The sequence below is a fragment of the Pseudomonas sp. 22526 genome (genome assembly GCF_052044735.1).
GTDB classification, from domain to species: domain Bacteria; phylum Pseudomonadota; class Gammaproteobacteria; order Pseudomonadales; family Pseudomonadaceae; genus Aquipseudomonas; species Aquipseudomonas piscium.
Map to the genome: position 1 here is coordinate 51,693 of NZ_JBQENK010000003.1, position 12,559 is coordinate 64,251.

Below are 12,559 nucleotides of genomic sequence, written 5' to 3' on the forward strand. Positions count from 1 at the left end.
TCGTAGGCGCGAGCTTGCTCGCGATCAGGTCTCAGCGTTCGAACAGGTAGGCGCGTTCGACCTTGCACACCCGGGTATGACAGGCCGCGTACCAGTCGCTGCGCCCGCGTTCGCGGGCGATGCGGTGTTCGGCATGCTGCTTCCAGGCGAGGATCGAGGCCTGGTCCTGCCAGTAGGAAACCGTGATGCCAAAGCCATCCTCATTACGCGCGAACTCCATGCCGAGAAATCCCGGCTGTTGCTGCGCCAGCTCGACCATGCGTTCGGCGGTCTGCTCGTAGGCCGGGTCCGGCTCGCGGCGCTGGGCGCTGAAAATCACCGCGTAATAGGGCGCCTCGGGTGTGCGGGCGATCATGCGTGACGCTCCAGGCAAGCGGCGAGCAGGGCGCTGACCAGGGGCGGCACGACGCCTTTGAGCGCCGCCCGTTCCGGCTGGAACAGGGTGGCGATGAAAAACCGCTGGTTGCGCAGTTCCACCGCCCGCAGGTCGCCGGCCGAGTCGTAGCCGCTGGGGCGCAGGTCGTGCTTGAGCAATTGCGCCGCGAACTCCGGATTGACCCCGTAGCGACAGCGATAACCCTCACTGATCTGGCGCTCGCCATAGGCTTCGGCGATGCGGCTGCCTTCGCTCAGATGAATGCTGTCGGTGGCTTCCACCAAGGCGCAGGTCAACGGCGTGAGCAAGGCGCGTGCTGCTTCGGGATGGGTTTCGCCATGCTCGGCATCGGCCCAGCCCAGCACGTTGCGCGCGTACTCCAGCACCGCATGCTGAAAACCGCCGCAGGTGCCGAGGAAGGGCCGCTGCTGTTCGCGGGCAAAACGGATCGCCCGCAAGGCGCCGTCCATCGAGCGGTAGGGGCTGGCGGGTACACACCAGATGCCGTCGGCCTCTTGCAGTGGCTCGTCGCAGGTCAGGCTGTCGGTGGCCAGCCAGCGGTAGTGCACCTTGAGGCCGGTTTCCTCGGCGGCCATTTCCAGGGCCCGGGGAATGGCCTGGTGCGCGGTGACCTGAGGGTCGTAGTCGCCTACCAGGGCGATGTTCAGGATGGGCGGACGTGCGATGTGCGGCATGGACTTCTCCTGGTATGGCCAGCGCTTGTGGGTGGCTGGCAGTCACTATAGATTGGCGTTCACGCATTCAATATTGGCGTTTATCCAAGTGATCAATGCAGCTACGCACTATCGGCTCGACTACCCCGACCTGTCGCTGATCCTCGCCCTGGTGCGCGGCGGCTCCCTGGCCCGCGCAGCGGCGTTGCTGAAGGTCGATGTATCGACGGTGTTCCGCGCGGTTAGGCGCCTCGAGGCCGCGCTGGGCCAGCAGCTGTTCGACAAGAGCCGCGCCGGCTACCTGCCCACCGGCCTGGCCCGCACCCTGGCCGAGCAGGCCGAACGCGCCGAACAGGCACTGGACGCGGCACGGGTCGGGGTGGAGCAGGGCGGCGCGGTGGTCAGCGGCACGGTGCGCCTGACCTGTACCGATTCGGTGTTGCAGGGCTTGCTGTTGCCGGCGCTGGGGCAATTCATGCCGCGCTATCCGGCACTGGCCCTGGAGCTCAGCACCTCGAATGATTTCGCCAACCTCAGCCGGCGCGACGCCGACCTGGCCCTGCGCCTGACCCGCACACCGCCCGAGCACCTTGTAGGCCGGCAGTTGCGTGCGGTGTCCTACCGGGTTTGTGCCAGCCCGAGCTATCGGCAGTCGGTCGGGGCGACGGACCTGGCCGGGCTGACCTGGATCGCCCCGGACGATTTCCTCCCGGACCACGCTACTGTGGCCTGGCGCCGACAGGCGTTGCCCGGCGTGGTGCCGGGCTATCGCTGTAACAGCATGCTGGCGGTCAGCGAACTGGTGAAGGCCGGGCTGGGGGTGGCGGTGTTGCCGGATTTCCTGCTCGACGACAGCTCAGCCCTGCTGCCCTTGAGCGACCCGCTGCCGGGCTGCGATACCGCGCTCTGGTTGCTGACCCGCGCCGACTGCCGGGCGCTGCGCGCGGTGGTGACGCTGTTCGACGAATTGAGCCAGCGCCTGCGCGCGCCGCAGTGAAGCGCGCTTCGGTGCAGGAGGGCCTTCCCTGGCGAGCCGTTGATTCACCACGGCCGGTTCAGAGCGTGGCGCGTTCGTTGGCGAACATGCTCACCGCCTGTACCGCCTCGCTGGCACCGTCACGAATCTGCAGGATCACCGTGCCGGCCTGATCCGCCAGGTCCACGCCCTTGGCCGCCCGGTCCCGGGTGCCGTCCATGCTTTTGATGGCCTGCTGGGTTTCGTGCTGGATCATGTCGATCATCCCCGAGATTTCCGCGGTCGAGCCGCTGGTTCGGGCGGCCAGTTGCCGGACTTCGTCGGCGACCACGGCAAAACCTCGGCCCTGTTCGCCGGCGCGCGCGGCTTCGATCGCGGCATTGAGCGCCAGCAGGTTGGTCTGCTCGGCGATCGCGCGGATGGTGTTGACGATGGCGGTGATCTGCTCGGAGCGCTCGCCGAGCTTGGCGATCAGGGCCGAGGAGTCTTCGATGTTGGCGGCGATCTGGCGCATCTCGCTGGCCGCCTGCTGGATCACCGCGGTGCCCTGTTCGGCGACTTGCCGGGTTTCCACCGAGATGTGGTAGGCCTGGGTCGCGCTCTGGGCGTCCTGGGCGTGTTTCTCCACCATCGCAGTCACGTCGGAGGCGAACTTCACCACCTTGCACAGGCGCCCGGCGGCGTCGTACACCGGGTTGTAGTTGGCCTCCAGCCACAGCGATTGCCCGCGTTTGTCGACGCGCTCGAACTGCCCGCTGAAGAACTCGCCCTGGTTGAGACGCCGCCAGAAGTCCTGGTAGGCGCTGCTGTTGGCCAACTCGGGCTTGCAGAAGATCCGGTGATGCTTGCCCTTGAGTTCGGCGAGGCTGTAGCCGAGGCGATCGAGGAAATTCTGGTTGGCCGTGATCACGCTGCCGTCGAGGTTGAACTCGATCACCGCCATGGCGCGGTCGATGGCGAGCAGCTTGCCCCTGGACTCGCTTTCCTGCTGGATCTTCTCGGTGACGTCGAGGGCGTACTTGACCACCTTGTAGACCTTGCCGTCGGCATCCCTGATCGGGTTGTAGCTGGCCTCCAGCCACACCGGCTGGCCTTGGGCATTGACCCGTTCGAAGGTTCCCGATTCGAACTGGCCGTTTTTCAGGCGCGTCCAGAGTTCGCGGTATTGATTGCCGCGGGCGAATTCGGCGTTGCAGAACTGGCGATGGGGTTGGCCGATGATCTGCTCCGCGCGATAACCCATGGTCTTGAGGAAGTTGTCGTTGGCCCGCAGGACAGTGCCTTCCAGGTCGAACTCGATCACCGCCATCGAACGGTCGATGGCCTCGAGCAGGCTGGCTTGCTGGGCGATGGTCTGGTGCAAGGCGTCGATGGTTTTGTTATGGCGGTTGAATAGCATGATGGCTGGTGCTCAGTGGGAAAAACCTGGAGTCAGTCCCTGTTGTCTGCGCCTGCATGCCGAAAGCCCCGGGGCCTCGGCATTGTCTGCTCAATGCCAGCATTCCATGACTGACAGATAACCCTTGGAAGGGCACGCCCCTGTCCGGAACGTACCCTTGTTGAACGTCTGAGGTGAGACGCTGTGCCTGCGAGTCAATTTAGGGAAGTTATGTTGCACGGCCGAGAATGTCCGGCCCGGCTTTTTTGGGGTAGCCGAATGGCGGCATTATGCCGGCTTGGTTCGGAGGGATGTTCGTGAAAGTTGTACAAGATGTTGGTTTTTACCTTCTTGTATAACTTTTCAGGAGCCGGTCGACACGGCGAGGAAGGCATTGTTTGCCGGGGCGGCGGCCGCGACTTTGTTGCGCCCGGTATTTTTCGCGACATACAGGGCCTTGTCGGCTTCCATGAGCCACATCGCGGCATCGCGCAGCCCCGGGTGCCAGGCGGCCAGGCCGATACTCAGGCTGACCCTGAGTTGCGGCACGCCCGGATGGCGATAGTTGCCGAAGACTTCCCGCAGCCGTTCCATCACTTCGCCGGCCTGCTGGATCGAGGTCGCCGGCAGGATCACGCAGAACTCGTCGCCGCCATAGCGCCCGGCCAGGTCGTCCTGGCGCAGGTTGAGCTTGAGGTCCCGGCTCAACTGATGCAGCACGGCATCGCCGAGGATATGGCCGTAGCTGTCGTTGATGTGTTTGAAGTGATCGATGTCGATCAAGGCAATGGTGCCGTGGCAGCGTTGCTGCTGGCACTTGGTGAACTTGAGGTGCAGCAGGTCTTTCCAGGCGCCATGGTTGAGCAGGCCGGTCAGGCTGTCGGTGCGGCTCAGCGCGCGGAGGGTGCGCTTGTGCTCGGAGAGCTTGATCGCCAGCTGGTAGCAGACCATGCCCACCGCCATCGGGTAGAGGGTCAGCATCGGCAGGCAGGCGTAGATCTGCAGCTGGGTGGCCTGCCCGGTGAAGGCCGGACCGAGCAGCAACCATGACAGCAGTACCCCGCTCAGCTGCGCCAAGGAGCCGCGGATGAACAGGCGCAGGCCACCGGCCGCGACGTTGTTCATCGCCATCATGGCCAGAATGGTCACCGTGGGCAGCGGGTTGAACTGCATCGCCGCCGCCCAGAAACCACCGAAGAGCGAGTCGCACAGCAGGTTGCGGCGTTCGGCCTGGTAGGGGAAGGTCGCGCGGGTCGAGATCAGGTATGCCAGGTGCGGCCAGACAAAGCCGTTGAACAGCAGGAACAGCCAAACCCAGGTCGGTTGCGGCACCGGGTACAACCCGGCGAATACGCTGAGGCTGCCGATCCCCAGCCCGACGATCCTTGGCATGTAAATGCGTTTGGCAAACGACAGCCCTTTGCCTTGTTGGTTATCCATAAATGTCCGCGTCAGCCCGGGTTTGAAACACTTTGTGGTGTTTTTATTGGCCGTCACCCTTCATCGGGCGAGGCGACGAATATTGTCATTTATTCCAAGAAGAATAATCAGTGTCCTTGCAGGCCATTTAGTGGAACGAGCGTACGCAAACGCCTATTGCAGAGCGCTTGCTGCAAGCCATGGCGGCTGACATATCCGTTTGTTGGAGTAACCGAGAGAGAAGGGGAGTCAGGCTTGATAGCAGGCCAGGAACATGTCCAGCGTGGACTCGACGACACGCTGCTGTTCGTCTTCCTTGAGGGGCGGCTGGTTCATGGTGATCTGCGGCCAGAAGGCAAACGCCTTGAGCATGCCGTGGAGCTGCTGGGCGGCGAAGTCCGGGTCCAGTGGCTTGAGTCGGCCGTCCGCCCGGGCCGAGCGAATCCACACCATCAGGCTTTCTTCACGTTCGCCCATGCGCGCCACCATGTACTGGGCGCGTTCGGGGGAATGTAGGGTGGCGGCAATGGCGACCCGCGCCAGGTTGAGGAAGCTGTCATCGGCCAGCAGTTGCAGCTTGGCCATCAACAATTCCCGCAACTGTTCACGCAGGGTTAATCCGGGGTGGTAAAGAATGTCCGTTCGCGCCCTGATGCTCGCCCATAACTTATGCATGATCTCGGTGAACAACTCCTCCTTGCTGGGGAAGTGGTTGTACACCGTGCGCTTGGACACTCCGGCCGTTGCCGCGATCTTGTCCATGCTGGTGATATCGAACCCGCTGGCGTGGAATTCGGTAATCGCCGCCTGGATGATGGCTTCGCGTTTGAGGTCGGTCAGGCGCTTCGGAGCTGTCATAAGTTGGGTTCGATGGCGGTCGTTGGCAGTTATCCGGGGCAGTTTACTTAGTCCCGGGTTTGTTGCAATCTAGAAAAACTACACTGTGCAGTGTAGTTCATGACAGAAAAAATGATGGTCGGCTGACGCTTGCGTGCATTGGCCTTTGTCGTTCCGCAGAGAATCACCGGAGCCTTGTCGGGTTCCTTGGAGTCACTGATTCATGGCCACTCTCTCTTCCCGTGCAGACAGCGCCTCACGTCCCGAAACCTCCCAGCAGGAACAAGGTGCGTTCCGCAATCACGCGCCGGTCCGGCGTGCCGGGCTGGGCAAGACGCTGGGTATTTTCTGGCGCATGTTGTTCCACAAACCGCGCAACACCCGCCCGGTCGGGGCCATCCCGGTGCAGCCACTGACCCACGAACAGCTGTTGGCGGCGCCGAACCAGAGCGTCTACCGTCTGGGGCATTCGACGGTGTTATTGAAGCTGCACGACAAGTTCTGGATCACCGATCCGGTGTTCGCCGAACGCGCATCGCCGGTGCAATGGGCCGGCCCCAAACGTTTCCACCAGCCGCCTATCAGCCTGGCCGAATTGCCGCCGATCGAAGCGGTGATCCTGTCCCATGACCACTACGATCACCTGGACCACCAGACCGTGCTCAAGCTGGCGGACAAGACCCGCTATTTCCTCACGCCCCTGGGCGTGGGCGATACCCTGGTGAAGTGGGGCGTGCCGGCCGACAAGGTACGCCAGCTGGATTGGTGGGAAGGCACTGAAGTCGATGGCATTCGTTTTATCGCCACGCCTTCGCAGCATTTCTCCGGTCGTGGCCTGTTCGACGGCAACAGCACGCTGTGGGCGTCCTGGGTGATGATCGATGGCGACAGCCGGATCTTCTTCAGCGGTGACACCGGTTACTTCGACGGCTTCAAGCGGATCGGCGAACGTTACGGCCCTTTCGATCTGACCCTGATGGAAACCGGAGCCTACAACGTAGAGTGGCCGGGCGTGCACATGCAGCCGGAGCAGACCTTGCAGGCGCACATCGACCTCAAGGGGCGCTGGTTATTGCCCATCCATAACGGCACATTCGACCTGTCGATGCATGCCTGGTACGAGCCGTTCGACCGCATCCTCTCGCTGGCCTGGGAACGCAGCATCGCGATTGCCACGCCGCAGATGGGCGAGCCCTTCAACCTGGCGCACCCGCAACGGGGGCACGCCTGGTGGATGGAGGTCGACCCTGTGGCCGAGCAGGCAACGGCGAGCAATCTGTAGACCCTTCGTCGGCTATAGCCTCGAGCCCGGCCATCGCCAGGTTGCCGTGTTGGCGTCAGGGGGAGTATCTAGAAAACTCTCCTCAATGCTCCAACGGACGGACCTTGTGATGGCTTATCGGCTTCATCTGTTTGGCGCGTCTGGTTCCGGTACCACGACTTTGGGCCAGGCGCTGGCCCAGCGTTTGGCTATCGCGCACTTCGACGCCGACAACTTCTTCTGGCGCCCCAGTGAGCAACCCTTCAGCCTGCGACGCCCACGGGACGAGCGCATCCAGCTGTTGCAACAACAGGTGGCGGGGTTGGACAGCTGGGTGCTGTCCGGGTCGTTGTGCGGTTGGGGCGACCCGATGATTCCGGCCTTCACCCATGCCATTTTCCTTCGCCTGGACCCCAAGATCCGCCTGCAGCGTTTGCGGGTGCGCGAGTTTCAGCGTTACGGCGAGCAGATCCATGAGGGCGGCGAACGCCACCTCGCTACTCAAACCTTTCTTGCCTGGGCGGCCGGCTACGATACGGGTGGCCAAGGCACGCGCAGCCTGCGCCGGCATGAGAGTTGGATCACCGGGTTGAGCTGCCCGGTAATCCGCCTCGATGCCACTCACCGCTCGGTGCAAGCGCTGCAGGAAGAAGTGCTGAGAGTCCTGGATCACTCGATCATGGCGTAGTCGGGCCGCTCCATCGGGTTGGGCGTGGCGCCCTTGATATTCATGCCGCGCCCCGGGGCGAAGCCGGGAAAGAACACCAGGCCTTCTGCCTCCAGGCGAAACGCCAGGGCCAACCGGGTCACGTCGAGCAATTCGCCCCCTGCCTCGAAGCGGTGAATGGCGGCTACCGAGACGCCGGACTGCCGTGACAGATGTTCCTGGCTCCAACCCAGCATGGCGCGGGCTTGAATGCAGTGTTCTGGGGTGAACTGGAAGAGAGCGATACGTTCCAGGGTGACTTTCATCGCGAGTGAGGCCATGGGGTTTCTCCGGAAGCGGGTGAAGATGAGTCGATAAAATACTGTTTATTTGTACAGTTGTTTTGCGCCCGGATCAAACTCATTTTGCCGATCGCCTCAACGTCTTCGTGACAAGGCTTGTCCCGGCGCTATGCCCCGGTTTCCAGGTAGGCGCTGGGTGGTTGCCCCGTTACCCGGCGGAACATGGTGGAAAAGGCAGCGGGGCTGTCATAGCCGAAATCGAGGGCGATTCGCGTCACTGCCTCACCAGCGGCCAGCCGGGTCAAGGCCCTGACCACGCAGGCGCGCTGGCGCCACTGGACGAAACTCATGCCGGTCTGCTCGCGGAACAGGCGGTTGAAGGTGCGCAGGCTGATATGCAGCTGCTGCGCCCATTGTTCGGGAGACTGGTGGGCATCGGGTTGTTGCAGGAAGGCCTGGCACAGCGTGAGCAGGCGCGGAGTTTCGGGCAGGGGAATGTGCAGGGGCAGGCGGGTGGTGCGGTTCAGTTCATGCAGCAACAGGTTGATCAGCGCACCGTCGCGTCCGTCCTCGTCATACGCCAGCGGCAGATCCACTGCTTCCATCAGCAACTGGCGCATCAGCGGTGACACGCTGATCACCTGGCACTGATCGCCCAGGGCCGGCATCGCCGCCGGCTCGATGTACAGGCTGCGGGTACTGACCCCGAGCATCAGCACCTCATGGGCCACCTGGGGCGGGATCCATACCGCACGCTGTGACGGCACCACCCAGCGGCCGTTCGTGGTGCTGACTTGCATCACCCCGGTGGCGCCATACAACAGCTGCGCACGACGATGGCTGTGGCTCGGCAGCAGGTGGCCTTGAGGGTAATCGGTGCCGATCGCCACCACGGCGCGTGGGGTGTGATCCAGCAGGTCGATCGAAGTGTTACGCATGGCGTCAGCGTCCGCGGGTTGGCGTAAATGCAAACAGTATTGGCTGACTTGCTAAAGCCGGCCAAGCCCTGGCGCTCTATTGTCGAGGTCTTCTGCTAACGGAGAACCTTCGATGTTTTATCTATGGCTGGCTGTGTTTGGCTGCATGACCGGGATCAGCGCGGTGCTGTTCGGTTTCGGCGGCGGCTTTGTGGTGGTGCCGCTGCTGTATCGCATGCTGCTGAGCAGCCACGGCGCTGACGATGCCGTCGCCCAGTCGGCCATGCATATAGCGGTCGCCACCTCGACCTGTGTGATGATTGTCAACGCGCTGATAGCCACCGGCAAACACCGCCGCGCGGGCAACCTGATTCGGCATTACCTGTGGCCACTGGGCGGCTATATCGGGCTGGGAGCGATAGGCGGAGCCATCCTGGCAGTGGCGGTGGGTGGTGAGGTGCTGCGCTACGCCTTTATCGCCTACCTGGCGCTGACCATTGCCGATTGCCTGGTGCGTCGTGGCTTTCTCGAACAGGTCGACACCCGCACGCCGCGCCGCCTGGGACGATTGGAAACCACTGGTGGCCTGGGCATCGGTGCCATTGCCACTTTTCTGGGTGTCGGCGGTAGTGTGATGACCGTGCCCCTGCTGCGCCGTTGCGGCCTGAGCATGACCCAGGCCACCTCCATGGCTAACCCGCTGAGCGTACCCGTGGCCCTGGCCGGGACCTTGACCTATATGGCCCTGGCCGGTTTCAGCCGCTTCGACCTGGGGCCCTGGTTTATCGGTTATGTCGACCTGCTGGCCTTTGCCGTGCTGACCCTGGGTTCATTGCTGGGCATTCGCTTGGCCTCGCCGTGGATCGGGCGCATTCCCGACCGGCTGCATGCGCGGGTGTATATCGGCCTGCTGGTGCTGGTGATGCTCGGCATGCTGGTCCGCTAAGGATTAGCCCGTCGCCAACCCCGGCGCTTCACGAATGATGAAGTGGTCGAGGTTTTCGATGTTGGCGCTGAATACCCCGAACGTCTGTTCGGGGTGTTTCTTGCTCGGCACCTGTTTCAGCTCCGGGGTCACCCCATAGAAGAAGCAATACAGGTCCTGCTCGCTGTCGATGGCATGCTTGATCTCTTCGAGGAAGGCTTTGCGCTTGCGGTAGTTCTCGATCAGCTTTTTGCTCAGGTAGACGTTGACCGAATAGGGCTTCTTTTTCGTCTCGTCCGCTTGCTTGAACCAGACCTTCTGTTCGAAGTCGATGCGAAAGCTCTGGGTGTAGTCCTTGATCTCCTTGATCTTGCCCCAGTAGATCAAGCCCTTGTTGTCCTGCAGGTATTCGATCTTCTTGAAAAACGAGGCATAGGACGCCGTGTGCTCGCCGATCTTCAAGGGCATGCGCTTGAGCAGCTCCTTGTCGTTGATATTCGACACAAAACACTCCACCGGATGGGCGAAGACACTGGTCTTGTCCGGCGTGCTGGCCTGGGTCGGGTGAGGCGTGCGTGGGCTGGAGCTGGGCGCTGGCGCTGCAGTTCCTGGCGTGTCGACATCAACAGTGGGTGTGGCGGGCTTGCGCACATATTCGCGGCGGGCCAGCAGCAGCTCCGATGGGAAGTGCTCCTCCCGATCATCCTCGTCCGGCGCCCCCTCCACCCCGGCTGCCAGTGTCCTGCTGCTGCCATAAGGGCAACCCTCGATATGCCGGGTGCCGGGCAGGTTCTTGAAGTGCGGGGTGCGGATGTAATTGACGTTCTTGGCATTGAAGGTGCCCAACTGATTGTCCGCGGCAAAGGCGGCGCGACAGGCGTCGTTGGGGCACTGGAACTGTTCCTTGGCCGAGTCGAAGGCCATGGTCTCGTCGAAATTCAGGTCGCGCACGTCATAGATCGACAGCTTGTCGTCGAGGCTGATGCAGTAGGCGGTGTCGAATTTCATGGGGGCTCGGGTCCTTGAGTGAAGAAGGCTATTAATAGCGGGTGGCGGAGGGGAGTGCACTGATCTTTTCAAGCATGGCTGCCTATCTCGGCATAACCTTGTAGGTAGCGTGATCCACCTATCACCGCAAAGGACTCAGGTTCATGTCTGACGGTAACCGCATCAATATCGGCTCCATTGGTGATGCCAACCACATCAACATTGCCCAGAATCAGGCGCCCGAGCGCACCAGTATTCAATTCGTCATCGACCCCAGGAGTGTCGAGCGGGTGAGCCGGGCCAGCGTCATCAAAGGCGCGGTGGCATTTTTCCTGTCGCTGCCGGCGCTGGCGCTCTCGGTCATGTCGATCCTGGCCGACGCCCTGGGCATCCTTTCCTACTTCAATGTGGAGTCGCGGATCCTGGCCTACCTCATCATGGCCGTCGCCATGGCTGGGGTGATGCTGTGCAACGGCAAACGTAAAATGGCCACCGCCAGCATTGCGCCCGACCAGGCACGGTTCATCGATGGGCGTTGGGTCGAGCGCGATGAAAGTGGCGATTACCTGCTGTATCGCAATACCGCGCCCTGCAACTACGAAAACTGCCACGGCACCGTGCATATCCAGACGCCACCGCCTCGCGAACAGCATAACCACGACCTGGTCGGCGTCTGCGATATCGGCGGCAAGCAGCACACCTATCGTGTCGACTTCAATGGCGTCGGCGAACGGCAGCATTTCGATTGGCGTCCGCTCGAGCAGAACAAGTCATGAATCGCCCCCTGTAGGAGCGAGCTTGTTCGCGAAAATATCTCCCATCAGCCTCCCTATTCAGGGATTTACAAATACCGCGTCTGGCATTCGTTTTGGGCGGGGTTGCTTTGCGAAATTTCCTACCATTTTAACTAACAAAACTCTCACTATTTAGAGGCGATTCTTACACCCTAAAGCTTGCAAAAACAAAAGCTTAACTTCCTGTTGCCCTGCTGGCAGAGAAGGTCACGCCCTTGGCAAGGAGGGACAAGTAAGCCCCAGAGAAATGCTCGATAAGAAGGCGCCGGCCTCATGAACGAAGGTCCGGTGGGAACAAGCCAAACGGCTTTTCTCCTCACAATAATGAGGACCTTGATATGCCTGTTCTGACGCGTTCGTTGCTGTTTTTTCTGGCCCTGTCCGGTGCGGGGACCGTCCTGGCGGAGCAGGCGGCCTTGCCTTATCTGCCGGCGAATCAGTTCCAGCTGGCTGACTACTTGCCGCCGCCCCCTGCCATCGACTCGTCACTGCAGCAAAACGACCTGAAGGCCGTGCTGGCGGCCCAGGCGGTGCGCAGCAGTGTCCAGGTGAGCCAGGTCCAGCAGGATGATGAATGGGAGGACAGCGTGTTCCACTTCGCCAGGGAATCCCTCGGCGCCGGTTTCAGTGTCGAGCACCTGCCCCTGACCCGCGCCTTCTTCCGGCGGGCCCAGGAAGACCTGGTGCAGTTCCTGATGCCGGCCAAGCACAGCTATGGTCGGCCGCGTCCTTACGAAGCCTCTGCACTGGTGAAGCCGGTCCTGCCGCCACCCGAGGGCGATTCCTACCCCAGCGGTCACTCGATGAATGGCTATCTCAATGCCACCTTGCTGAGCATGGCGCTGCCGGAGAAACGCAGCGAGTTGTTCAGCCGCGCACAGATCAATGCCGACAGCCGGGTCATCGCCGGTGTGCATTTCCCCAGCGACCTGGAGGGCGGAAAGATAAGCGCCGCGGTGTTGGCGGCCCGGTTGCTCGATGATCCCAGAGCGGCAGCGGATTTTGAGGCGGTGAAAAAGGAGATTCGTGGAGTCCTGGCCTCCACCGATTGAGCAGGTATCGACCCT

14 protein-coding genes and 1 pseudogene are annotated in these 12,559 nt (G+C 62.1%); 6 read left to right on the top strand and 9 right to left on the bottom strand.

From position 1 onward, the window contains the following. Nucleotides 1-31: 31 nt before the first annotated feature. On the bottom strand, nt 32-355 hold the full coding sequence (locus ACTJKT_RS04985; RefSeq protein ID WP_258255040.1) for an antibiotic biosynthesis monooxygenase family protein: 324 nt from the start codon (nt 353-355) through the stop codon (nt 32-34). Then, entirely contained in the window at nt 352-1,071 is a 720-nt protein-coding gene (locus ACTJKT_RS04990) for a CTP synthase C-terminal region-related (seleno)protein (protein ID WP_440786390.1), read from the bottom strand. The genes ACTJKT_RS04985 and ACTJKT_RS04990 overlap by 4 nt, the downstream gene beginning before the upstream one ends. Here ACTJKT_RS04990 and ACTJKT_RS04995 point away from each other — a divergent pair. Further along, on the top strand, nt 1,046-2,047 hold the full coding sequence (locus ACTJKT_RS04995; RefSeq protein ID WP_440786391.1) for a LysR family transcriptional regulator: 1,002 nt from the start codon (nt 1,046-1,048) through the stop codon (nt 2,045-2,047). The genes ACTJKT_RS04990 and ACTJKT_RS04995 overlap by 26 nt on opposite strands. Nucleotides 2,048-2,105: 58 nt before the next feature. On the opposite strand, the gene ACTJKT_RS05000 is transcribed toward ACTJKT_RS04995, so the two are convergent. The 4 genes and pseudogenes from ACTJKT_RS05000 to ACTJKT_RS05015 form a co-directional block, all read right to left on the bottom strand. Then, nucleotides 2,106-2,657, bottom strand: a complete 552-nt coding sequence (locus ACTJKT_RS05000) for a methyl-accepting chemotaxis protein (RefSeq protein ID WP_440786586.1) — start codon at nt 2,655-2,657, stop codon at nt 2,106-2,108. A gap of 3 nt (nt 2,658-2,660) precedes the next feature. Next, a pseudogene (locus ACTJKT_RS05005) lies at nt 2,661-3,425 on the bottom strand (PAS domain-containing protein); the annotation flags it as partial. A gap of 342 nt (nt 3,426-3,767) precedes the next feature. After that, a complete protein-coding gene (locus tag ACTJKT_RS05010) occupies nt 3,768-4,844 on the bottom strand; it encodes a diguanylate cyclase (RefSeq protein ID WP_440786392.1) in 1,077 nt (358 codons plus the stop codon). A gap of 228 nt (nt 4,845-5,072) precedes the next feature. Continuing rightward, nucleotides 5,073-5,681, bottom strand: coding sequence for a TetR/AcrR family transcriptional regulator (locus ACTJKT_RS05015; RefSeq protein WP_440786393.1), 609 nt, complete (start codon nt 5,679-5,681; stop codon nt 5,073-5,075). 202 nt (nt 5,682-5,883) lie between these two features. Between ACTJKT_RS05015 and ACTJKT_RS05020 the strand changes: the two genes are divergently transcribed. Continuing rightward, on the top strand, nt 5,884-6,942 hold the full coding sequence (locus tag ACTJKT_RS05020) for an MBL fold metallo-hydrolase (RefSeq protein WP_440786394.1): 1,059 nt from the start codon (nt 5,884-5,886) through the stop codon (nt 6,940-6,942). Between the two features lie 109 nt (nt 6,943-7,051). Then, nucleotides 7,052-7,609 (top strand): AAA family ATPase, encoded by a 558-nt coding sequence (locus tag ACTJKT_RS05025; protein ID WP_440786395.1) that lies wholly within the window; start codon nt 7,052-7,054, stop codon nt 7,607-7,609. On the opposite strand, the gene ACTJKT_RS05030 is transcribed toward ACTJKT_RS05025, so the two are convergent. Together ACTJKT_RS05030 and ACTJKT_RS05035 are read right to left on the bottom strand one after the other, a co-directional pair. Then, a complete protein-coding gene (locus ACTJKT_RS05030) occupies nt 7,591-7,908 on the bottom strand; it encodes a helix-turn-helix domain-containing protein (RefSeq protein ID WP_440786396.1) in 318 nt (105 codons plus the stop codon). The genes ACTJKT_RS05025 and ACTJKT_RS05030 overlap by 19 nt on opposite strands. A 128-nt stretch (nt 7,909-8,036) precedes the next feature. Further along, the gene (locus ACTJKT_RS05035) at nt 8,037-8,807 is read right to left on the bottom strand and encodes an AraC family transcriptional regulator (RefSeq protein WP_440786397.1); all 771 of its coding nucleotides are present in this window, start codon (nt 8,805-8,807) and stop codon (nt 8,037-8,039) included. A gap of 112 nt (nt 8,808-8,919) precedes the next feature. Here ACTJKT_RS05035 and ACTJKT_RS05040 point away from each other — a divergent pair, with 112 nt between their 5' ends. Further along, a complete protein-coding gene (locus tag ACTJKT_RS05040) occupies nt 8,920-9,732 on the top strand; it encodes a sulfite exporter TauE/SafE family protein (protein ID WP_440786398.1) in 813 nt (270 codons plus the stop codon). Between the two features lie 3 nt (nt 9,733-9,735). On the opposite strand, the gene ACTJKT_RS05045 is transcribed toward ACTJKT_RS05040, so the two are convergent. Beyond that, on the bottom strand, nt 9,736-10,719 hold the full coding sequence (locus ACTJKT_RS05045) for a hypothetical protein (RefSeq protein ID WP_440786399.1): 984 nt from the start codon (nt 10,717-10,719) through the stop codon (nt 9,736-9,738). 143 nt (nt 10,720-10,862) lie between these two features. Here ACTJKT_RS05045 and ACTJKT_RS05050 point away from each other — a divergent pair, with 143 nt between their 5' ends. Both ACTJKT_RS05050 and ACTJKT_RS05055 read left to right on the top strand, forming a co-directional pair. Next, the gene (locus ACTJKT_RS05050) at nt 10,863-11,474 is read left to right on the top strand and encodes a phage holin family protein (protein ID WP_440786400.1); all 612 of its coding nucleotides are present in this window, start codon (nt 10,863-10,865) and stop codon (nt 11,472-11,474) included. Between the two features lie 356 nt (nt 11,475-11,830). Then, nucleotides 11,831-12,544, top strand: a complete 714-nt coding sequence (locus tag ACTJKT_RS05055) for an acid phosphatase (RefSeq protein ID WP_440786401.1) — start codon at nt 11,831-11,833, stop codon at nt 12,542-12,544. The last annotated feature ends 15 nt before the right edge of the window (nt 12,545-12,559 follow it).